Raw genomic sequence first — 21,677 nt, forward strand, 5'->3', positions numbered from 1 at the left:
CCTGTTCCTCTATTTCCTTTTCGCTGCGTCATGGTGCCCCCAATCGATAGCTTATATTTAACTTTCCGGCGAAGCCGAAACTTTTACTTTTGGCGGCATACGCAAATAGGCTCGCTCTGAATCCCTAAGATCAAAATGCACAACCCCGCGGCCAAGCAGGCGATTAACGCCATCCATTCTGGCAAAGTTCAACAAGGCCGCTGCGGCCGTTTTTTCCCCCTCTGGCAATGCCAAAGTTTCGCCGCTGTCAAATTCCAGATTCCAGCGCCGATTACCGATCCAGGTCGCGCCGGTCACCATCGGACTCAGCGCCGGTGCCACGTCGAGTAATTTGGTCAGTTCAGGCACGCGTTCATTGGCCTTCTTGCCCACAATCACAGGCAGATCGGGAATTTCGTCACTTTCTATCTGTTGTAGCGGATAACCGGTCTTGTCGATAAGAGACAATTTGCCATTGCGCTGCCAAACCGCCGCGGGCTCCCGTTCGATGATTTCCACGACCAATGTATCCGGCAAACGTCGCGATATGCGCGCATCTTTGATCCAGCCATTATCCATCAGATCATTGCGCACTTGGTCGATATCAACCAGCATCATCGAACGATCTTTTTGGGCAAGGGTGATTTCGTAAACCTTGAGCTCGTCAATCCGATTGACCCCGGTGACTTCAACACGCTTCACTTCAAAACCAGCATCGCCAACACTGGTGGCAATTTGGCTGCTAATCCGTTCGTTTATCCCAGTATAATGCGCAACGCTGTAGGCACCCACGACAAAAACTCCGACCAGTCCCCAGGTGAGGCCTTTTTGAATTTGCGCTTCTGTGACCGGCATCGCCCTTAAGATTTTATCAAAAAACGATACTTTGCGGACTTTACGCTTATTGGTTTTGCGCGGCTTGCCTTTTGATTTTTTGTTGGTTCTTCTGACCGATCCTGTTGTCATAATGCCTCTCTAACGATCATTTCGACCAGTTCTTCATAGCTAATACCCAATTGCTTGGCCTGTTCAGGAACAAGGCTAAGCGGTGTCATGCCTGGTTGGGTGTTTGTCTCCAGGACGAACAGGCCTTCCGCGCCCAATTCATCATCCCAACGATAATCCGTGCGCGACGTTCCCTTGCAACCCAAAACCTGATGCGCGCGCAGCGCATAGTCCAGGCAGAGTTTCTCAATATCAGCCGGAATATCAGCCGGACAGATATGTTCAGTCAGACCTTCAGTATATTTCGCATCATAGTCGTAGAAACCGGCCTTAGTCCGCAATTCGGTGACACATAGCGCTTTGCCGCCGACAACTGCAGTCGTCAGTTCGCGCCCTTTGATAAATGGCTCTGCCAGCAAAGCATCAAATTCTTGCCAAGGCCCTGTGACATCACGGCCAATCGGGTTGCCGTAATTGCCTTGATCGGTAACAATAGCCACGCCGACTGACGAGCCTTCATTAACAGGCTTCAGCACATAGGGTCGCGGCAATGGGTCGGCTTCAAAAATTTCCTTGCTTTCAACCATCTTGCCTTCCGGCATCGGAATACCGGCTGGCACCAGTTGCTGTTTTGTCAGCTGCTTGTCGATGGCGATGACCGATGTCACCAATCCGCTATGCGTGTACGGGATCTGCATCAAATCAAGCATGCCCTGCACGGCGCCATCTTCGCCCGGGCAGCCATGTAATGCATTGAAAACAACATCGGGTTTTACGCTATCCAAAACCATAGCCAGATTGCGGTCCATATCGACGCGGGTCACCTTATGGCCATTTTTCTCAAGCGCATCAGCAACGCCATTGCCGCTCATCAATGAAACCTCGCGCTCGGCAGACCAGCCACCCATCAGAACAGCAATGTGGAGTGTGTCACTCATGCTTCGTCCCCCACGCGTTGAATCTCCCATTGTAGTTCAACGCCGCTATGCTCTTTCACACGCCGTCTCACTTGTTCGCCGAGGGCTTCAATATCGGCCGAAGTTGCACCGCCCAGATTGAGCAGGAAGTTGCAGTGTTTCTCTGACACCTGCGCTTGCCCGACCTGAAGACCGCGACAGCCGGCTTCATCAACCAATTGCCAGGCCTTGTGCCCTTCGGGGTTTTTGAAAGTCGAGCCGCCGGTTTTGGAGCGCAGCGGTTGGGAGGCTTCGCGCTCATCTGCAATACGTTTCATTTCCGCGCCGATAATCTCAGGATCTCCCTCGGTTCCGCGCAACTTAGCACTAACAACGATCGCGCCTTCCGGCAATTGGGAATGGCGATAGCTATATCCCATGTCCGCTAAAGGAATGGTTTTGCATTCTCCTGTCCGCAAGACCACATCCGCGCTTTCCAATATGTCGCACATTTCGCGGCCATAAGCGCCGGCGTTCATACGCACCGCGCCGCCAATTGTTCCCGGTATACCGCGCAAAAATTCCATTCCTGCAATGCCGTGATCGCGGGCCATGCTCGCTGCGGAAATACCCGGCGCACCGGCACCACAAATCAACGCATCGTCAATCCCAAATCGTCCTTTGCCAACCGTTTCAATGCCAGCAAAGGCCTTGCCCAACCGCACCGTCACTCCGCGCTTTCCGCCATCTCGAATGATAAGGTTCGATCCCAGCCCCAAAGGCCAAACCGGAATAGCGGGATCAAGATCGCGCAAGAAAACTTGCAAATCTTCGATATCCTTGGGTGCGAACAACCACTCTGCAGGGCCGCCACTTTTGAACCAAACAAGCGGTGCCAACGGCGCTTCGGCGGTCAACTTGCCGCGCGTATTGGGAAGAGCTGTGGCCACTGTCATGACCGCGCCGCCTTTATGCCTTCAGCCAGACCCGCCGCCCATTTGGTGATATCGCCAGCACCCAGGCAGACGATCATATCTTTTTCCTGCGCCACTTCGGCGAGCCTGACAGTTAAATCCGCTTCATCTGCGACCGTTTCAGCAATCCGGTGACCACGCTTTCTCAGACCAGCGGCCAGCGCCTCACTGTCCACGCCTTCAATCGGATCTTCTCCGGCAACGAAGACGGGCGTTACATATACCATATCCGCATCGTTAAACGCTTGCTGAAAATCTTCCATATGGTCGCGCAGGCGCGTGAAGCGATGGGGTTGAACCACAGCGATTACACGCCCTTCGGCACCTTCGCGAGCCGCCGATAGCACGGCGCGAATTTCAACCGGGTGATGTCCGTAATCGTCAATGATCGCCACACCGTCGACTTCACCCACATTGGTAAAACGTCGTTTGACGCCTCCAAATTGATCAAATCCTACGGCAATTTGCGCATCGGTCATGCCCATCTCGAGACCAACCGCAACGGCTGCAATGGCATTTTGGACATTATGCCGACCGGGCATTGGCAATTCTATACCTTCAATCGTCCGCGTCGCACCGTCGCGGTCACGAATAACAACATCAAAACGATTGCCACCAGCAATGGGAGTCACGTTCACACCCTTGACATCGGCCTGCGCTGAAAAGCCATAGGTGATCAGGCGTCGATCCCGAATCCGGGGCAATATCGCTTGCACCTCTGGATGATCGAGACATAAAATCGCGGCACCATAAAAGGGAACATTCTCGATAAATTCGACAAAACAATCTTTGATTTTATCAAAGCTGCCATAGTGATCGAGATGCTCTGGATCGATATTGGTAACAACCGCGATTGTGCCATCGAGCCGGAGAAAACTACCGTCGCTTTCGTCGGCTTCGACAACCATCCATTCGCTGTCACCCAGCCTGGCGTTGGAGCCATAGCTATTGATAATCCCGCCATTAATTACGGTCGGATCAATCCCGCCCGCATCCAGCATGGCAGCAACCATTGATGTTGTGGTGGTTTTACCATGGGTTCCAGCAATGGCGATTGTGCTTTTCAACCGCATCAGTTCGGCGAGCATTTCAGCGCGGCGGACCAATGGAATTCTGTCTTCCAGGGCTTTTTCTACTTCGGGATTGCCGCGCTTAACCGCCGTGGAGGTTACCACCACGGCCGTGCCTTCGACATTCTCCCCGCTTTGGCCAATCATTACTTTAATACCCTTGGCGCGCAGGCCTTCGACAATATAGCTGTCGGCAATATCAGACCCTTGAACCTGATAGCCCAGATTGTGCATCACTTCGGCAATACCGGACATACCGATACCGCCAATACCGACGAAGTGGATCGTCCCAATATCGGTGCCAACACCCTTCATTGGGTATTTTCTTTCGCGAGCGCCGGGCGCGGGTTAGAGTTAAGTTGCAGCTTATCTGACTTCACTTTCAAGGATTTGGACAATGGTGATGTACCAATACTTTCGACCAAATCTGCAAGATCGCTTACCGCATCCGGCCGACCGCATTGCTTGGCAAAGCGCGCAGCATTTTCTAGAGCATCCGGTCCCAGAGCCATTTTTTGCATTTGCTTTGCCAACTCTTTGGCGGTGAATTGCGGTTGAGCAATTGCGCGCGCGCCTCCTGCTGCCACCATTTCACGGACATTTTGGGTTTGATGATCGTCTGTCGCAATCGGCAATGGGATCAAAATGGCTGGACGACCAGCGGTGGTCAATTCAGCAATAGTGGAAGCGCCTGCTCGCCCAATAACAAGATGCGACCATCCCAGCCGTTGCGGCAAGTCCGGCAAATAGGTTGCCAGTTCAGCTGGGATATCATGCTCGGCATATTTTTCGCGGACGCGCTCAATATCTTGTTCGCGGCATTGCTGGGTGACTTGCAATCGGCGGCGTAAATGCATTGGCAATAGTGCTAGTCCATCAGGCACAACATCGGACAATATCGTTGCGCCTTGGCTCCCGCCGGTGACCAATACCCGAAAAACACCTTCTTCGCTGAGCGGAGGATAAGGCTCCTCCCGCAAGGCGATAACTTCTTCGCGAACCGGATTGCCCACAAGATGAACTTTTTCTTCATATTTGGGTTTCAGCTTCAAAATGTCGGGATAGGAAGTCGCAATGGCATTTACCGATCGCGCAGCCAATCGGTTCACTCTGCCCAAGACCGCATTTTGCTCATGAACGATAGTCGGGATATTTTTCCGGTTTGCAGCAAGCAATGCAGGAAAAGCTGGATAGCCCCCAAAGCCAATCACGGCTGAAGGCTCAAAAGTTTCGTACAACTGCATCGCCATCTTGCGGCCCTTCAAGATGGCGCGAGCGCCAAACAGCCAACCGCGAGGATCTTTTGTAATCCGTCCTGCCGGCAGGACATGGACCTGCCCATCATCGACCATGCCAGGAATTTTCTCACCGCGCTCATCGGTTATCAAAGCAACCCGATGGCCCCGTTGAACCAGCTCAGCCCCGAGCGCATAAGCGGGGATCATATGGCCGCCCGTGCCTCCGGCTGCGAGAACATAATGTTTAGAAAAGCTCATTTGGCCACCATTCCATTCGTGACATAAAGGGAGCGATCTAAATAGGGGTTTCTACGCGTAAAGGCCAGCAGGAGTCCGACGCCAAGCGATAAAGCCAAGGTTGATGATCCGCCATAGCTGATAAACGGCAATGTCATCCCTTTCGACGGAAAAAGTTGCAGATTGACGGCCATATTGATCAATGCCTGCCCACCGAATTGGGCCGTCAGACCTGCCACTGCCAAAATGATAAAATTATCCTCTTCATCCAGTAATCGCAAAAAGACCCGGACGATAATCGCGAGATAAACAAGCGCAATCGCGACACAGGCGAGCAATCCAAATTCTTCACCAATAACCGAAAAGATGTAGTCCGTATGCGCTTCCGGCAGCTTGAACTTTGCCGTACCCAATCCCGGGCCAGTACCAAGCAAACCACCACCTGTCAGTGCTTTATGCGCAAGCATCACTTGATCAAACTCATCGCCGCCAAATAGCCATGTGTTGATCCGCTGTGTTGCAACCGGATAAAAGAAATAAGCCGCTACTATTCCGCCAACACCAATTGCGCCCATTGCTGCAATCAACCGCGCAGACAAGCCGGAAATCATCATCAAAACAAACCAAATACCGCAAAATATCAGGGTCTGCCCGAGATTGGGCTGCATCATCAGTAGCAGCGCAACCACGCCGGTCAGCACAAAGGACAGCGAGATGACAGGAAGCGATGGATCCTTGACTCGCAAGGATAACAGCCAGGCCAATGATACGGCATAAAAAGGCTTTAAAAATTCACCGGGCTGGACCGTTGCAAATCCATAGCCAATCCAACGTTGTGCGCCATTGACCGTTTTTCCGAAAATTGGAACCAGAAATAACAAGGCAAATGCAGCAATTGCGGCCAAGATCGCAAAACGCCGCGCTTGCTCTTTAGGGAGCATCGAAACGATGAGCATGATCGGGATGCCGACAATCACCCAACCAAGCTGGCGATAGAAAAAATAGAGAGGATCAAGTGTAATGGTCGCCGTGCTGTGTTTCAAAGCCGAAACCGGAGAAGCCGCGGCGACGGCAATTAATCCAATAGCCACGAGCGTCATCATCAACGCCAACAACACCCGGTCCAATTCCCAAAACCAGATAGCGAGCGGTGATCGGTCACTGCGTCCCAATCGCGATTCCAGTTGAAACCGTTTCTTTTTCAATCCCGCGGCAATTTCCGGCAACGCATTGCCCGGTGACGCCTGAGGTGATGTGGTTCCATCGGTCATGATACTGAGCCCCCAGTTGCTGTTCCGACTAAATTATTTTCGATGACGCTGTTCACCGCACAGCGAAAACACTCTCCCCGTGCTTCAAAATCTTTAAACTGATCAAAAGAAGCGCAAGCGGGCGACAATAGAACAACCTCACCGGGCTGAGCATTAGCTGCGGCATGCTGGACCGCGGTTAACATCATCTCGCAGGGGTCGACCGACATATGTGGTTCCAACAGGTTACCGAACATCGGCCCTGCGTCACCAATGGTATAAGCCTGAACAACATTGCCAAAAAAGGCTTCGCATTCTTTAAGATCATCACTTTTGGGCAAACCACCAACAATCCAGTGAATTTTTGGATAAGCGCCCAAAGCCGGTCCGGTTGAAGCGGGATTGGTCGCCTTGCTATCATTGATGAATAGCACACCATCTTGTTCCGCAACCCGTTCCATCCGATGAGCCAATCCGCGAAAACTTTCGATGGCAGCACTAATCTGTTTTTGCGATATGCCCAGTTTCTCTGCCACACAGGCTGCGGTAATGGCATTTTCAAGATTATGCGGTCCTTGTAAAGACGGCCAATTTTCTTGACCCGCAGCAGTTGCACCACTGAGATCAACAATATCATCGATCCGGCCTTCTTCGCGCAAATAGCCAATAATCAGTTGCGACTTTTCATCCGTTCCGGAAATAATCGCCTTATGCTCGGCTGATGTCATATCAAAAAGCCGAGCTTTTGACGCGGCATAGGCGTTGAAACTATCATAGCGATCCAGATGATCGGGTGAGATGTTCAACAATACGGAAATGTCACAATCCAGACTATAGGTGAGATCAATTTGATAGCTGGATAGCTCGAGCACATAGACACCGCCGGCTGGCAAAGGGCTTTGAGACAAGATTGGCAATCCAATATTCCCGCCCATATGCGTCGGCAACGCAGCGCTTTGAATGATGTGGTGAATCAACGCTGTGGTTGTCGATTTTCCGTTAGTACCGGTAATGCCGACAACCCGGTGCGGCGGCAAAGACCGGCGCGCTTGTGCGAATAATTCAATATCGCCGATAATCGGAACCCCGTCATCACTCGCTTTGTCGCGAATTGGATGGGTGTTGAGCGGAACGCCCGGTGAAACCACAACCGCATCATAGTCGCTTAAATCCACTTCCAGAGGATCAGCAATAATTGCCTTCTCGCTTGCCTTCTGGCGCAAATCTTCCCTTGCATCCCATGCGAGGATCCGCGCACCGCTGGCGTGCAGTGCGTCAAGCGTAGCCATGCCAGAGCGCGCCAAACCCAAAATGGCATAACTTTTATTGGCAAAGGCGGAAGAACGGATCATCTGAGCTTGAGTGTCGCCAATCCGGCCAGGGCAAGAACCAGGCTGATGATCCAAAAACGGATCACAACCGTAGATTCCGACCAGCCTAGCTGTTCAAAATGGTGATGAATGGGCGCCATTCGGAAAACCCGTTTTCCCGTGCGCTTGAAGAAGAAAACTTGGACAATGACCGAGACAGCCTCGAGTACGAAAAGCCCTCCGACAATAGCCAAAACGATTTCATGGTGAATAGACACTGCGATTGCGCCCAATGCGCCGCCTAAAGCCAAGCTGCCCGTATCGCCCATGAACACCGCCGCTGGGGGCGCGTTAAACCACAAAAAGGCAAGACACGCGCCAATAATACCCGCACAGAATATAGCCAACTCACCAGCACCTGGGACAAACGGAATACCGAGATATTTTGAAAATACGGCATTACCGGACAAATAGACCAGAATAAGGAATGTTGCGCTTGCGATAACCACAGGCATTGTCGCCAATCCATCAAGCCCGTCAGTCAGGTTGACGGCATTACCGGAACCGACGATGACAAACATGGCAAAGGGCAGATAAAACCAACCCAAGTTGACTTCCACATCATTGAAAAATGGCACATATAAGTTGGTTCCAACCTGCTGCACAATGATCCAAGTTGCAAATCCGGCGACGACAAATTCCATGGCCAGCCGGACCTTCCCGGATACGCCTTTGTGACTGGCTTTGCTGACTTTATCATAGTCATCCATAAACCCGATTGCGCCAAACCCCAGTGTTACAAAAATACAGACCCAAACGAATATATTGGAAAGATCCATCCAGAGCAGCACGGAAATCACCAAGGAAATCAATATCATCAGCCCGCCCATGGTTGGCGTACCGGCTTTTTTGAGATGCGTGATTGGCCCATCTTCGCGGATCGGCTGTCCTTTGCCTTGTCGCATACGCAGCATGTTGATGAATTTTGGCCCGATCAACATACCGATGAATAGCGCCGTCGCGATGGCGGCGCCCGAACGAAAACTCAAATATCGAAAGACATTGAATATGCCTTCAAATTCGAGCCATTGTGCCAATAGATAAAACATTAATACTCCCCACTCACCAAAGCCGATACGACCTTGCCAAGCCCCAAATAATTTGACCCCTTGATTAAAAGCATATCGTCATCGCTCACTTTTTCCGCGACCAGAGCCAAGGCTTCCGAAGAGCCCGCGACATGAAATATTTCCGGCTTAGCATCAAGGCTTTCCGGAGCTAGTTTTTCCAGTTGGGCTGACGTGTAAGTCATTTCATCACCAACCAAGATTATGGTTTGCGCACCCGACAAAACTATATCTTCGACCAAAGCCTCATGATAGGCTTGGGCTTGATCCCCCAGTTCGCCCATGGCCCCTAGCAAAACATGTTTCGCACCCCGACAATTTTCGCTGGCCAATTGCCGCAAGGTTGCTTTCATCGAAACCGGATTGGCGTTGTAGCTTTCATCAATAAGCAGCAGTTGACCGCCATTCTTCAATTCTAGCCGGTGGCGTTTGCCGCGCCCATCGAGCCCAGAAAGTTCTGCAAGGGCCAAGCCTGCCGCCGCCAAATCGCCATCGACCGCCCGAACAGCGGTCAATATGGCCAGCGCATTGGACACCCAATGTTCTCCTGGCTCTGCAATGGTGAAGCATAAACTGCGCTCGCCGGTCCCATCGTCACGAAACCGCGCGGTGACCAGCGATCCGCCGCCTTGCGCGGGCACAATATCAACCGCACGGACATCCGCTTCAACACCAGTGCCAAAAGTTATGACTTTCTTGGTATAGCGGTGCGCCGCTTTGCTGAGCCGATCCCGGTGGGGGCTATCATAAGGAATTATGGCCGTTCCTTCAGCCGTCAGACCTTGAAAAATTTCAGCCTTGGCATCGGCAATCGCGTCCACACCCGAGAAATGGCCAATATGTGCCGGTGCGATTGCTGTGACAATCGCTACATCGGGACGCACCAATCGAGTCAATTGCGCCAATTCACCAGGGTGGTTCATACCCATTTCGAAAATGCCAAATTGCGTATCTGCGGGCATTCGCGACAGGCTGAGCGGGACCCCCACATGATTATTATAGCTTTTCACCGAGCGATGGGCCGTGTGGGAAGGCGATCGGCTCAAGGCTGCGAACAACGCTTCTTTGGTTCCAGTTTTACCAACCGAACCGGTAACCCCAATTGCTTTGCATTGGCTGCGCGCGCGCGATGCAATGGCCAAATCATTTAGCGCTTTGGTCGTATCCGCAACCAAGATATGCGGTCCGTCGACAGGTTGGCTGACGACAGCGCCTGCCCCGCCCGCCCCGTAAATTGAATCGACATAAAGATGTCCATCGCTTTGCTCGCCCTTGAGCGCAAAAAACAAATCACCCGATCCGATTTCGCGCGAGTCAAATGCGACGCCGCTGATGTTGAAGTCCGCACTTGCTTCACCGCCTACGGCTTCAGCAATGGCCTTTGATGTCCATAATTTGCTCATGCGGCCGATTCCGATTGCGGCGCTGTACTCGCTTCTCTTGCGCATTCTCGTGCCACTTCCACATCATCAAATGGGATGATGCGATCACCAATAATTTGGCCTTGTTCATGGCCCTTACCAGCAAGCAGGATAATATCTTCCGCTGCGGCAAGCGAAATCGCATGGGTGATTGCAGCCCGGCGATCGCCGACTTCCAATGCTGTTGGAGCGCCTGACAATATATCAGCGCGAATGGCGGCCGGCTCTTCTCCACGTGGATTATCATCGGTAACGATCGCAATATCCGAAAGCTTTGCCGCGACTTTACCCATTTCCGCGCGCTTGCCTTTATCTCTATCGCCGCCCGCTCCAAAAATCGTTATGAGTTTGCCTTTGACATGCGGACGAAGTGCGTCGATCGCAGCGCGCAAACCATCAGGTGTGTGGGCATAATCAACATAGGCCGGCGCGCCGTTGGCTGTAATGACGGCACGCTCCAAACGTCCGCGTACCGGCTGCACCCTTTGCAGATGATCAAATACATCTTCAACCTGACCTCCCGTGGCCAGCACTGCGCCTGCTGCGCATAATATATTCGCCGCCTGATAAGCGCCAATTAACGGCAGTGAAATCCGATGGGTATTGCCTTGCGCTTTAACCATGAGAACTTGGCCGAGCTGTGTTGGCGTCCGCGATAGAAGGCGAAGAAAAGTGCCTTGTTCGCCAACTGTCGACAAATTGAGACCGCGGTCCATCGCCCGTTTAATCACCGGTGCAGACCATTCATCATCAGCCCAAACAATAGCTGTACCCGCAGCATCCACAACTTCATCAAACAGGCGCATTTTGGCTTCAAAATAGCTATCCATATCACCATGATAGTCGAGATGATCCCGGCTCAAATTTGTGAATATGCCGACCTGCACAGGCAGACCTTCGGTGCGATATTGAGACAAGCCATGGCTTGATGCTTCAAAAATTGCGTGGCTAACGCCTTCCCGTGCCAATCCAGACATATTCGACAAGAACGTCACAATATCAGGCGTTGTGAGGCCGGTTTTGACTTGCTCATCAGCAGTTGTCACACCCAATGTGCCAATAGATGCGCTGTTCAATCCGGCCATCCGCCATAATTGGCGAGTCATTTCAGCTGTTGACGTTTTGCCATTGGTTCCCGTGACCGCGGCAACATATTGCGGCGTGGGTGTGAAATAACGGGCCGCCATCAGCGCAAATAGGCGGCGCGGTTCATCATCAACCAGATGCACAGCGCCTTCGACTTCAGCTTCCGCGCGAGCGACCACGGCAATAGCACCTGCCGCGATCGCCGCTTCAATATAGTCTTCACCATTGAAACGGGCGCCTTGAAACGCTCCGAAAATATTGCCAGGTGCGATTTTGCGATGATCAATGGCAAAGCCCGTGACATGAGCCTCGCCCCCTTCGCTTTCTAAAGCCGCATCGTTTAAGCCGGCAATGAGAGCACATAGTTTCATGGCCTATCCCTTCGGTGACCAGAGCAGCGGCGTTAACTCCGAAACATCAACATCTCTATGTTCGTCAGGCACAACGCCCAGCATGGGACCAACCCGTGGAACCACTTTGCGGACCACCGGCGCTGCCGTCCAACCCGCTGTTCGTTGAAAACCCGTTTCGGCATTGCCTTTTGGTTCATCCAACATCGCAATCACCACATAACGGGGATTATCCATAGGGAAAGCCGCGGCAAAAGTAGAGACAAGCGATGTCTTATTATAGCCGCCATTAGAAGGTTTTTCTGCTGAACCGGTTTTTCCGCCAATGCGATAGCCCGGCGCATCTGCCTTACGGCCTGTTCCGTTTGACACAATCATGCGAAGCAGCTGTCGCATACGGGCGCTGGTTGCTGCCTTGAATACGCGGCGACCCTCCGCCTCTTCTCCTCGCTCCACTTTCAGCAATGTTGCCGGGCGCCATATCCCGCCATTGACCAAAGCCGCATAAGCACTGGCCAAATGCAACGGTGTCACGGCTATACCATGGCCATAGGCAACGGTCATGTTGGTGACACGTCCCCAACTTTGTGGCCATAGAGGTTTGCCGCGTTCGGCCAATTCTATATGCGGCCGTTCATCGAAGCCAAGGCGGCGGATCATATGCTCCATGCCTTCTTTGCCGAGATTATCGGCAATGCGGGCCGTGACGATGTTAGAACTGTGGACCAACGTTTCCGGCACATTAAGATAGCGGTTTTGACCATGATCATCTTTGATCTTAAATCCGGCAACCTTGATCGGCTCGGTAGCATTATAGCGAATGGCTAGATCCGTCACTGTGCCAGCATCGAGCGCCGCAGCTACAGTCAGTGGCTTAAAAGTGGACCCCAATTCGAAGACACTTTGAGTGACTTCATTGGTTTGATATTTCATCGTTGCTTTGCGAATTTTATTAGGGTCGAAAACCGGCAAAGACGCCAGCGCCATGACTTCACCAGAATGAACATCGAGAATAATCCCAGCCGCACCGCGGGCATCATTGGTCGTCATTGCGACCATCAACTCACTTTCCAAAGCCGCCTGTACTCGGCTATCGATGGACAGCGCCGCGGGCGCACCCCGCAGACTTTCGTCTGTTAGACGATCGTTCAGTGCCCGCTCCATTCCCATCACGCCTTGGCTGTCGGCATCGACATATCCCAGAACATGGGCAGCCAAATCTCGCTGCGGATATAGGCGCTCATTTTCTCTTGGAAATTCAATACCAATTTCGCCCAACGCATGCACTTGTTTAACTTCATGCGGCAACGCGCGTCGCCGCAGATAAGTTGGGCGCGGGCCGGATAATTTAGCGAAAAATTCAGTTGCCGTCGTGTCTGGGAATAACTCGGACAATTGCCGCGCGAGCAATTCCTTATCGCCAAGAACACGTTCAGGCACAACACGAATGGCATAGCCCTTCATCGTGCGTGCCAAGGGCACGCCGTTGCGATCAATAATGTCGCCCCGCGCGGGGACAAAGACCGAACTGGACATGCGGGTGGGCTTGGCATCTTCCAAAATACTAAAGCTGATCAAACGCCCTACGATAATTGTGAAAATCGCCAAAAATACGAGCAGCAATACCATCAATCGGAAATGCGCGCTCCCTACCATTTCCTTGTTCTTGCCGGAAAACTGCACTTTTCTGCTGCTTGCCAGAAGAGTGGTCATGGAGCACGTCTCCCGGACCGCTCGGTATCAGCCCGCGCTGCCAACTGTTTTATTAGCCCATCATCCAACAACTTTTCTTCCATAGTTGCCACACGAGCCGTTTTCGTTTCACGCAATTGGTCAGCACTGGGTTCCGTGCCGGATTGTTCCGACTTGTCCGCGTTCAATTCTACCGCCGGCGTTTTTTCGGAATTTTCTTCACGCGCCTTTGCAGCAGCTTGCGGGAAAACCGATCCAATAATGCCAGCCGGCGCAACCTTGTCCATCGTGCTGATCACAGCGACTTTTACAGGCTTGCGTAAATCTTTACCGCCAAGATTGGCCAATGCCCGCTCGCCATCTAAATATTGAGCGGCCTTGGGAGATACGTAGCCATATTCCAACTTGTTCCAATGTTCCAACTGACGCAAATTAGCCCGCGCGCTAAACTCGGTTTCAAGATACCGAATTTCTTTTTTGACGGAGACAATCTTGCTATCCGTTCGCGTCAAGTCACTGCGTAACGTCGCAACACTAAGCGACAATGGATAGAGCAGGATTGCCACTAAGAATACAAGCGCAAGCCATCCTATCCCTTCCAGACGTTTGACCGCTAGCTTCATGCCTCGCCTCCCATCGCTTGCGCCGGTGCATCAGAGCGCACGGCTGATCTGAGGGTGGCGGAGCGGGCTCGGGGATTAGAGACCTGCTCCGCCCCGGCCGGACGCACCAGTTTGGCTGGTTTATGAAAGGTGGGTGCCGGCCGTTTTTCGGGAACTTGTGGGAGATGCCGGGAACCAGCGGACTTCTGACCGCTGCGATCTCGGAGAAAATTTTTGACAATGCGGTCTTCCAGACTGTGGAAGGTTACCACCGCGAGGCGACCGCCAGGCCGTAACAAGCGCTCTGCAGCAACCAACCCGTCTTCCAATTCACCAAGTTCACGATTGATGTGAATACGGATGGCTTGAAAGGTTCTGGTGGCCGGGTCTTTCTTGTCGCCCGGTTTTTGCCCCAAAGCCTTGCGAACAATATTTGCCAATTCTGATGTCCGCGTCAAAGGGCGCCCATTTACAATCGCCTTGGCAATTTTCCGTGACCGCCGTTCTTCACCATATCGATAAATGACATTGGCAATTTCTTCTTCATCAGCTTCGTTCAGAAATTCCGCTGCACTAATGCCGCTTTGCGACATCCGCATATCCAATGGCCCGTCTTTTTGAAACGAAAAGCCGCGCTCTGCTTGATCCAGATGCATGGAAGAAACACCTATATCTAGCGCCACCCCATCAATTGCATTTTCGCTCAATATCTCAGCCATTTGGGAATAGAATGCGTGGTGCAAAACCAATTGGCCCGCCGCCGCTTCCACATGGATTTCTCCAGCCGCAATCGCATCAGGATCTTGATCAAAACCATGAACCCTCGCCCCGGCCGCAACCATCGCCATGCTGTAGCCTCCGGCGCCAAATGTACCATCGACATGCGTTTCACCCGGGGTAATGGCGAGCGCATCGATGACTTCATCAAGCAGAACAGGGACGTGATGTTGAAGGGATGGAATAGCAGCGCTCTCCGGGGTCATTTCTTTTTCCCCAGTTCGCTTAAGTGAAATTCCACCAAGCGCTTATCGACCGGCACATCGTCGGTTGTATCAAGCAGGGCTTGCGGAGCCCACAGGCAGAAGGTCTTGCCGATACCATGGAAGATGACATTATCTTTTAGGCCGCCAATTGCCTGCAGCATCGGCGGCAGCACGAACCGCCCACTGGCATCAAAGCTTAATTCTTGCAGAGAGGAAAATTTGCGTGCACCGGCTGCATCCCGATCATAAGGCTCGGATCGCGCGATGGCGATTTCCTCTTCCTTGTCGATTTCCGCTAACATGTCGATTTTCCGGCTTAAACCAAAGCCCACCAGACAATCCCATTTTTCATGTTTGCCAAGACACAAAACCCGGCCGTCGCTGCTGGCAATTAAATCTTTACGCAAAAAGGCGGGAACGGACAAACGACCTTTGTCGTCTATCGCGGAAATTCCCGATCCTGAATATGCATAATTGCCAGACACAGCCTACATCCCTCAACTTTATCGGTAGGCAAAACTCTCCCGTCTGGAGAAGCGCGCAATGAGCCACTCCCGAAACCATAGAATCCCGGACAGGAAATTTACCCCGATAACGATATAGGGTTAACAGGGGTCGAGTGGGGATGGAAGGGGATTTCGCGGGAATTTACGGGAATATACGGATCAAAAACACTAACCATTTGTATTTATTGTATTTTATTTTCCCTCCTGTTCGACAGATCCGGCCAAATTTCGGTTTAGTTGTTGGAAACACGAAAAATATGTTGCGAAGATCGTGGTTCAGGAGTGTGAATTTTAGGGTTTTTGAAGGTCATCAATCAATATATCCACCCATTTGCGCGCATCACCAGTGTCATTTTGCGGCTTTTGGTCCCACAGACTGTCATTTAGAAAATCGGCATCCGCCACGATGATGGCGCGGCCTTTCCCAATGTGACAATGCGCGATGAAATTTGCCGCACTCATTTCACATTTGACCGGCGCTGGTTGATCATTCGCTGTGTTTTTATCCGGTAAGGTCGCCAGAGCACCGATGCCGACGGTAGTAAACGCAATGTCTGAAAATTCCAGTTCGACTTGGCCTTCGCCTTGCTCACTCGGCGCCTCTAGTTGCAACCCCCAATGATTAAGCAACGGAGACAATAGCCCGGACGCCAATGGCCTCCGTTTATCACCGAGCGCATAAATTGTATGCCAGTCAAGCATGGGGTCGGTAAAAATGAGCGCCCTACCCCCTGCCCTAACCCATTTGTCCACCGTAGCAATATCAGCAGGATCCATAGCGGGTGGTTGCGCCAGTAAAATGATGTCGGGCGAAGATTTTTCCAGCGCTTCAAAGCTGTCCACCGCAACAATGTCATGTTGCTCTTGCCAGTGACTATATATAGCAGCGGGATTGGCTTCCCCAGAAATCACCGCCTCCATGGAAACGGCTTCTCCCCAAATTATGGGAAGGCTGGTCATCATTGTTATTTTGGCGCGTGCGGTTTCTTGCTTCGGCGCCCCGGTTGACGCTGGGCTGCATTGCAACAGCAAACCCGCAACCGCGAGCAATAGAAATGGTGAAGCCACGCCGCGCAGCAATGCCTATCGCTCCTGATCCATGGGCGCTTCAAGCTTGGGATCGGGTTCCAAATCAGGCACGACTTGCGCGCGGTTTTCAGGGACTTGTGGCACGGGTTGCACCACCTCATCTTCAGGAACCGGTGCCGGCGTGATGCCCAATTCGGCTAAGGGTTCTGCCGGAGGCTGTGCCGTCGGCGGTGTGATATCTTCAACCAGCTCGCGCGAACCATTGGCCGCTTCTGCTTGAATTTCCTCTATGGCAGTTTGCTCGTCGCTGGCCCGTTGCAACACAAAATTAGCGACGCTGACCAGAAGTAATACTGCAACCAGACCCACCACGCCCACTTGGATGCGCTGGACCGTGTCCTGCCGGTTACCATTTTTTTTCTGATCATCACTCATCATCTAACAACCATGGGAAAACCGGCAATCCTTTCTCTTTTAACCATGCCGCATTATACAGCGAAGACAAATATCGGAAACCGGTATCGCACAAGATTGTCGCCACCTTACTACCCGGTCCTAGTTCTTTTCCAAGCGCAATAGCACCAGCCACATTAATCCCCGATGAGAGCCCTAAACATAGGCCTTCTTCTTGCAGCAAACGCTCAACCCACTTCAACGCTTCTTCATCGCTGATACGATATTGCGTATCGATCGGAGCTTCTTCAAGATTGCCTGTAATCCGGCCTTGCCCAATACCTTCAGCGACACTGCTGCCTTCAGACTTAAGCTCTCCATGAGCGTAAAAATGATAGAGCGCTGCACCATGGGGGTCGGCTAGGCCAATGCGTACCGCTTCATTTTTGGCCTTTAGCCCCATGCCGACACCGGCAATTGTTCCACCTGTGCCTGCCGCACAGACAAATCCATCCACTTGGCCATCCAATTGCGTCCAGATTTCTTCGGCTGTGGTTTCAATATGCGCGCGGCGATTGGCGACATTGTCAAATTGATTGGCCCAAATCGCGCCTTCAGTTTCTTCTGCCAAGCGCCGGCTCGTATGCACAAAATGTCCCGCATTGGCATAGGGAGCGGCAGGCACCAGAACCAATTTTGCGCCAAGCGCACGCAACGTATCCATTTTTTCCCGGCTTTGCGTCTCGGGCATCACAATGGTGGTCTTATATCCTTTGGCATTGGCGACAAGCGCAATTCCAATGCCTGTATTGCCCGCGGTCCCCTCGACAATCATGCCACCCGATTTCAACAAACCGCGTTCTTCTGCATCCTGCACAATGAATAAGGCAGCGCGGTCTTTGACTGATGCGCCGGGATTGGCAAATTCACATTTGCCATAAATATCGCAACCAGCCTCGGCACTGGGACCGGCCAGTCGCACCAATGGCGTATTTCCAATTAAAGCGAGCGTGTCATTCAATATATTCATGAGCCCTTCCATAGGCGGCGTTGTCAAAAGCGACAAGCGGAGACAATTTGGCAGGGCAATAGCGTAGCTTTAGTCGTCTGAAAATATCGATGATTTGAGCGCCCGCTATATGCGCAATCCGGATGGTAGTTTCTCGATAGATTTGGGCCTAGAAACCAAGCCCTTTGACCTTTAGCGGAATACGGGCGAGCCGATCGCTGGAGGTCAAATAGAGCATATAACCATCATTGCCAAAAGCGCAGTTGGCAGTTGCTTTTTCTGCCAAGATGCGGCCCAAAAGCCTGCCCTCAGCCGACAAGATCAATATTCCGCCGGGGCCGGTAGTGAATATATGACCGCTCTGTGCAACGCACATGCCATCGGGAAGACCCGGCGCGTCATCCGCCACCAGCGGCTGGGCATCAAAAAATATACCTTGATCCTTAATCCCGCCATCCGCAGCAAGGGCATAGCTTTTCAATATTTGCTTTTCGCGATCAGACTGAGCCACATAAAGTGTTTGTTCATCGGGCGACAAAGCTATGCCATTGGGCCGAGTCAGACTGTCATCAATGAGGATGATGCTGCCATCGGCTTTTCGCTGATACACACCGTTTACAGACAGTTGTTTTAAGGGGGATTGGTCACCACCATCCAAGCCATAAGGGGGATCGGTAAAATAGATTGTCCCATTTTTTGCTTCGATCAGATCATTCGGACTGTTAAAATTTTTCCCGTCAAACTGATCAGCCAATATCTTGTCCTCGCCGCTATCCAGATCAATAGCGGTAATCGCCCTTTTACCGTGATTAGCAGTAAGAAGCCGGCCATCCCTGGCCATGAGCAAACCATTGGTTCCTTCCCCATCAGCGAGGCCAGAAGGCTTTCGAAATACCGCCAATCCTTGCTCTTCTGACCAAATATAGGCGGTGTTCTGAGGAACGTCCGAAAAGTATAGGCGTTGGCGTTCGCGATCCCAAGCTGGTCCTTCCGACCATTGAAATCCATCCGCTAGTTGCTCTAATTGCAGCGTGCTATCGATGACGCCGTCAAGCGCCGGATCTATTCTTTCCACTTTCCCGAACATTTGAACCCGATCCGCGCCTTGCGAAGCGGCGGTCTTTTGATCCGTACAGGCCGTTAATGCCGTGGCACCAATTGCAGCCAAGAATAGCCGCCGATTAAAATAAGGTTGGTCGATCATCTCACCTCCGTTTGGGTTGCAATAGCGGCAGCGGGCACATTGCTTTCCACTGTCCGGCTCAATTGGAAGCTCCCTCTCTGCCTTATATCTTCTGCAGATGCACCAATCATAACATCAAACCGCCCGGCTTCGACGCGCCATTTCCCATCTCTGTTATAATAGGTCAACTGATCGGCAGAAAGGGTGAATGTGACCGTTCGGCTCTCGCCCGGCTGCAGCAACACCCGTTTAAATCCCCGCAACATCATTTTGGGTTGCGCCTGACGAGACACCACATCGCGCACATAAAGTTGCGGCGTTTCATAGCTGGGCCGTGTACCGCTATTGGTCAACCTTACCGAAAAATCGATAGAATCGCCCGGATCGATAAACGGCGTGCTTATGGTAAGATCGGTAATATCTACCGCAGAATAAGACAGGCCATGGCCGAAGGGAAAAAGCTGCGTGATCGGTAGATCCTTGAAGCGGTTGCTATCTTTTACAGGATTGGGATGAGCGGGCCGTCCGGCGGGATATTCACCATAGCTATAAGGAACAGCGCCGGTGGTGCGCGGAAAGGCAATCGGAAGTTTCCCGCCGGGCACTGATCGCCCAAATATAATATTGGCGACGGCAGGCCCGGCCTCATTGCCGAGCAACCATGTCATCAAAACGGCATCAGCTTTTTCCGCCACATCGGGAATGGCCAGCGGACGACCACCGGTAAGCAAAATAATCACCGGTTTGCCAACCGCAAATATCGCATCGGCCAGCGCTTTTTGCGATTGTGGTAAAGCAAGAGAGGAGCGACTCCGGGCCTCTCCGGACAGATCATAATCTTCGCCAATGACGAGCAGCACGACATCGCTAGATTGCACCGTGGCAACGGCGGCGGCAATTCCGCTTTCATCTGCGCTTTGCGGTGCAGCACCAGGCGCAAAGCGAATAGTCGTACCTTTTGGCGCGCCGGCCTTTATGCCTTCGAGAATTGTGACAACTTCGGTTTTGTCACCCCGTGCGCGCCAACTGCCCAATTGGCTTTGCTTGTCCGTTGCCATCGCACCAATGACCGCAATCGTCTCCGCCCCGCTCGTAAGCGGCAAGGCAGCCTTGTCATTTTTCAACAGAACCATGGATCGTTCCGCTACCAAGCGGGCTTGGGCAATATGGTCAGCCGAACGAATTTCTGCTCTTTCCATATCCACATCATGATAAGCCATCGGATTGTCAAACAAACCCAACCGTTCTTTGGCGGTCAAAACATTGCGCACCGCATTGTCGACATGTTGAACCAGGTTAGGATTGATCATCACCGCTTTGGTCAAGTCATCGGCATAGACCAGGCTCATCATATCCATATCAACTCCCGCTGACACGGCCAATGCGCCTGCATCCGCGCGGCTTGCTGCAACGCCATGATTGATCAATTCCGCCACGGCATTCCAATCACTGACCAGCATCCCGTCAAAGCCCCATTTTGCGCGCAAGACGCCATTGATTAAATCCGCATTACCCGTGGTCGGCTGCCCGCCTACATCATTAAAAGCCGTCATATAACTGCCCGTCCCGGCTTTCATCGCGGCATAAAAAGGCGGCAAATAAATTTCATGCAATGCCCGATCGCTAATCTCGGCCGAGCCATAGTCACGGCCACCCAAAGGCGCCCCGTAAGCACCAAAATGCTTGGTTGTCGCCATCATCGTGCCTGCACCGGACAAAGACTGCCCCTGATAGCCCTGCACTTGTGCAGCCGCCATAATGCTGCCGAGATAAGCATCCTCGCCGGCCCCTTCGACTACTCGGCCCCAGCGCGGATCACGGGCAATGTCTACCATCGGAGCAAAAGTCCAATGCAATCCGGAATTGCTGGCTTCTTCGGCCGAGACACGCGCTGTTCGCTCCCAATCATTAGGGTCCCAGCTCGCCGAAATTGCAATGGGAACCGGGAAAATAGTCCGATATCCGTGAACCACATCCATGGCAAAAAGCAACGGAATCTTAAGGCGGCTTTCTTCTACTGCCACCCGTTGTAACTCACGCAAAGGTTCGGCGCCCGCTACATGGAGATAAGAACCGGCCCGCCCGGCTCGCACGCGATCCAGTTCTGCCGGTGTCAATTTTGAATTGAGCGTTTTTGATCGCCCGCCAGCTGCCTGTGTTAATTGCCCAACCTTTTCTTCCAGGGTCATTTTCTTGAGCAGTTTTTCCACTCTCGGACTCGACTGGGTTGGAATGGGTTTAGAAAGAGGTAACTTGCTGGCAATGTCGACAACATGCGTGGGCAATGGGCCCGGATCCTGGTCTTGTGCTTGCGCGCTTGCAATAACGGTTGTCGTCATCAAGGCAAAAAGCGCCATATGGGCCGCCGGGCCTGAAACTGTCATCATTCTCTCCATC

The 21,677-nt window shown here is 52.3% G+C and carries 19 protein-coding genes; all 19 read right to left on the reverse strand.

From position 1 onward, the window contains the following. Window positions 1-57: 57 nt before the first annotated feature. Complete coding sequence (locus tag ABJU74_RS14880; RefSeq protein ID WP_348385376.1) at window positions 58-945, reverse strand: cell division protein FtsQ/DivIB; 888 nt, start codon at window positions 943-945, stop codon at window positions 58-60. Continuing rightward, on the reverse strand, window positions 942-1,862 hold the full coding sequence (locus ABJU74_RS14885) for a D-alanine--D-alanine ligase (protein WP_348385375.1): 921 nt from the start codon (window positions 1,860-1,862) through the stop codon (window positions 942-944). Before ABJU74_RS14885 ends, ABJU74_RS14880 begins: the two co-directional genes overlap by 4 nt. Beyond that, window positions 1,859-2,776: a UDP-N-acetylmuramate dehydrogenase gene (murB, locus tag ABJU74_RS14890; protein WP_348385374.1), complete on the reverse strand. Its 918-nt coding sequence runs from the start codon at window positions 2,774-2,776 to the stop codon at window positions 1,859-1,861. Before murB ends, ABJU74_RS14885 begins: the two co-directional genes overlap by 4 nt. Further along, window positions 2,773-4,179, reverse strand: coding sequence for a UDP-N-acetylmuramate--L-alanine ligase (gene murC / locus ABJU74_RS14895; protein ID WP_348385373.1), 1,407 nt, complete (start codon window positions 4,177-4,179; stop codon window positions 2,773-2,775). Before murC ends, murB begins: the two co-directional genes overlap by 4 nt. Continuing rightward, window positions 4,176-5,360 carry an undecaprenyldiphospho-muramoylpentapeptide beta-N-acetylglucosaminyltransferase gene (gene murG, locus ABJU74_RS14900; RefSeq protein ID WP_348385372.1) on the reverse strand — a complete coding sequence of 395 codons (1,185 nt, stop codon included), beginning with the start codon at window positions 5,358-5,360 and terminating at the stop codon, window positions 4,176-4,178. Before murG ends, murC begins: the two co-directional genes overlap by 4 nt. Further along, window positions 5,357-6,610 (reverse strand): putative peptidoglycan glycosyltransferase FtsW, encoded by a 1,254-nt coding sequence (locus ABJU74_RS14905; protein ID WP_348385371.1) that lies wholly within the window; start codon window positions 6,608-6,610, stop codon window positions 5,357-5,359. Before ABJU74_RS14905 ends, murG begins: the two co-directional genes overlap by 4 nt. Further along, window positions 6,607-7,941, reverse strand: a complete 1,335-nt coding sequence (gene murD / locus ABJU74_RS14910; RefSeq protein ID WP_348385370.1) for a UDP-N-acetylmuramoyl-L-alanine--D-glutamate ligase — start codon at window positions 7,939-7,941, stop codon at window positions 6,607-6,609. The genes ABJU74_RS14905 and murD overlap by 4 nt, the downstream gene beginning before the upstream one ends. Further along, complete coding sequence (gene mraY, locus ABJU74_RS14915; protein ID WP_348385369.1) at window positions 7,938-9,008, reverse strand: phospho-N-acetylmuramoyl-pentapeptide-transferase; 1,071 nt, start codon at window positions 9,006-9,008, stop codon at window positions 7,938-7,940. The genes murD and mraY overlap by 4 nt, the downstream gene beginning before the upstream one ends. After that, window positions 9,008-10,429, reverse strand: a complete 1,422-nt coding sequence (murF, locus tag ABJU74_RS14920) for a UDP-N-acetylmuramoyl-tripeptide--D-alanyl-D-alanine ligase (RefSeq protein ID WP_348385368.1) — start codon at window positions 10,427-10,429, stop codon at window positions 9,008-9,010. The genes mraY and murF overlap by 1 nt, the downstream gene beginning before the upstream one ends. Further along, a complete protein-coding gene (locus ABJU74_RS14925; RefSeq protein WP_348385367.1) occupies window positions 10,426-11,904 on the reverse strand; it encodes a UDP-N-acetylmuramoyl-L-alanyl-D-glutamate--2,6-diaminopimelate ligase in 1,479 nt (492 codons plus the stop codon). The genes murF and ABJU74_RS14925 overlap by 4 nt, the downstream gene beginning before the upstream one ends. Before the next feature lie 3 nt (window positions 11,905-11,907). Beyond that, the gene (locus ABJU74_RS14930) at window positions 11,908-13,539 is read right to left on the reverse strand and encodes a penicillin-binding protein 2 (RefSeq protein WP_348385617.1); all 1,632 of its coding nucleotides are present in this window, start codon (window positions 13,537-13,539) and stop codon (window positions 11,908-11,910) included. A 53-nt stretch (window positions 13,540-13,592) separates the two neighbouring features. Beyond that, the gene (locus ABJU74_RS14935; protein WP_348385366.1) at window positions 13,593-14,198 is read right to left on the reverse strand and encodes a colicin transporter; all 606 of its coding nucleotides are present in this window, start codon (window positions 14,196-14,198) and stop codon (window positions 13,593-13,595) included. Further along, on the reverse strand, window positions 14,195-15,160 hold the full coding sequence (gene rsmH / locus ABJU74_RS14940) for a 16S rRNA (cytosine(1402)-N(4))-methyltransferase RsmH (RefSeq protein ID WP_348385365.1): 966 nt from the start codon (window positions 15,158-15,160) through the stop codon (window positions 14,195-14,197). The genes ABJU74_RS14935 and rsmH overlap by 4 nt, the downstream gene beginning before the upstream one ends. Beyond that, window positions 15,157-15,645, reverse strand: a complete 489-nt coding sequence (locus tag ABJU74_RS14945) for a division/cell wall cluster transcriptional repressor MraZ (RefSeq protein ID WP_348385364.1) — start codon at window positions 15,643-15,645, stop codon at window positions 15,157-15,159. The genes rsmH and ABJU74_RS14945 overlap by 4 nt, the downstream gene beginning before the upstream one ends. A 312-nt stretch (window positions 15,646-15,957) precedes the next feature. After that, on the reverse strand, window positions 15,958-16,734 hold the full coding sequence (locus ABJU74_RS14950) for a hypothetical protein (RefSeq protein WP_348385363.1): 777 nt from the start codon (window positions 16,732-16,734) through the stop codon (window positions 15,958-15,960). Between the two features lie 15 nt (window positions 16,735-16,749). Then, a complete protein-coding gene (locus ABJU74_RS14955) occupies window positions 16,750-17,133 on the reverse strand; it encodes a hypothetical protein (RefSeq protein WP_348385362.1) in 384 nt (127 codons plus the stop codon). Beyond that, window positions 17,123-18,118 carry a cysteine synthase A gene (locus ABJU74_RS14960; RefSeq protein WP_348385361.1) on the reverse strand — a complete coding sequence of 332 codons (996 nt, stop codon included), beginning with the start codon at window positions 18,116-18,118 and terminating at the stop codon, window positions 17,123-17,125. Before ABJU74_RS14960 ends, ABJU74_RS14955 begins: the two co-directional genes overlap by 11 nt. Before the next feature lie 148 nt (window positions 18,119-18,266). After that, the gene (locus ABJU74_RS14965; protein ID WP_348385360.1) at window positions 18,267-19,301 is read right to left on the reverse strand and encodes an SMP-30/gluconolactonase/LRE family protein; all 1,035 of its coding nucleotides are present in this window, start codon (window positions 19,299-19,301) and stop codon (window positions 18,267-18,269) included. Then, on the reverse strand, window positions 19,298-21,667 hold the full coding sequence (locus ABJU74_RS14970; protein WP_348385359.1) for a glycoside hydrolase family 3 N-terminal domain-containing protein: 2,370 nt from the start codon (window positions 21,665-21,667) through the stop codon (window positions 19,298-19,300). Before ABJU74_RS14970 ends, ABJU74_RS14965 begins: the two co-directional genes overlap by 4 nt. Window positions 21,668-21,677 lie beyond the last annotated feature (10 nt).

The sequence above is a fragment of the Parasphingorhabdus sp. genome (assembly GCF_039982415.1).
Classification (GTDB): Bacteria; Pseudomonadota; Alphaproteobacteria; order Sphingomonadales; family Sphingomonadaceae; genus Parasphingorhabdus.

What these genes read in the sequence shown, in the direction of transcription:
- rsmH (WP_348385365.1), bottom strand. Translation starts at nt 15,160, where the DNA reads ATGACCCCGGAGAGCGCTGCTATTCCATCCCTTCAACATCACGTCCCT.
- ABJU74_RS14960 (WP_348385361.1), bottom strand. Translation starts at nt 18,118, where the DNA reads ATGAATATATTGAATGACACGCTCGCTTTAATTGGAAATACGCCATTG.
- ABJU74_RS14885 (WP_348385375.1), bottom strand. Translation starts at nt 1,862, where the DNA reads ATGAGTGACACACTCCACATTGCTGTTCTGATGGGTGGCTGGTCTGCC.
- ABJU74_RS14965 (WP_348385360.1), bottom strand. Translation starts at nt 19,301, where the DNA reads ATGATCGACCAACCTTATTTTAATCGGCGGCTATTCTTGGCTGCAATT.
- mraY (WP_348385369.1), bottom strand. Translation starts at nt 9,008, where the DNA reads ATGTTTTATCTATTGGCACAATGGCTCGAATTTGAAGGCATATTCAAT.
- murG (WP_348385372.1), bottom strand. Translation starts at nt 5,360, where the DNA reads ATGAGCTTTTCTAAACATTATGTTCTCGCAGCCGGAGGCACGGGCGGC.
- murB (WP_348385374.1), bottom strand. Translation starts at nt 2,776, where the DNA reads ATGACAGTGGCCACAGCTCTTCCCAATACGCGCGGCAAGTTGACCGCC.
- ABJU74_RS14955 (WP_348385362.1), bottom strand. Translation starts at nt 17,133, where the DNA reads ATGATGAGTGATGATCAGAAAAAAAATGGTAACCGGCAGGACACGGTC.
- ABJU74_RS14925 (WP_348385367.1), bottom strand. Translation starts at nt 11,904, where the DNA reads ATGAAACTATGTGCTCTCATTGCCGGCTTAAACGATGCGGCTTTAGAA.
- ABJU74_RS14880 (WP_348385376.1), bottom strand. Translation starts at nt 945, where the DNA reads ATGACAACAGGATCGGTCAGAAGAACCAACAAAAAATCAAAAGGCAAG.
- ABJU74_RS14935 (WP_348385366.1), bottom strand. Translation starts at nt 14,198, where the DNA reads ATGAAGCTAGCGGTCAAACGTCTGGAAGGGATAGGATGGCTTGCGCTT.
- ABJU74_RS14930 (WP_348385617.1), bottom strand. Translation starts at nt 13,539, where the DNA reads ATGGTAGGGAGCGCGCATTTCCGATTGATGGTATTGCTGCTCGTATTT.
- murF (WP_348385368.1), bottom strand. Translation starts at nt 10,429, where the DNA reads ATGAGCAAATTATGGACATCAAAGGCCATTGCTGAAGCCGTAGGCGGT.
- ABJU74_RS14905 (WP_348385371.1), bottom strand. Translation starts at nt 6,610, where the DNA reads ATGACCGATGGAACCACATCACCTCAGGCGTCACCGGGCAATGCGTTG.
- murD (WP_348385370.1), bottom strand. Translation starts at nt 7,941, where the DNA reads ATGATCCGTTCTTCCGCCTTTGCCAATAAAAGTTATGCCATTTTGGGT.
- ABJU74_RS14970 (WP_348385359.1), bottom strand. Translation starts at nt 21,667, where the DNA reads ATGATGACAGTTTCAGGCCCGGCGGCCCATATGGCGCTTTTTGCCTTG.
- murC (WP_348385373.1), bottom strand. Translation starts at nt 4,179, where the DNA reads ATGAAGGGTGTTGGCACCGATATTGGGACGATCCACTTCGTCGGTATT.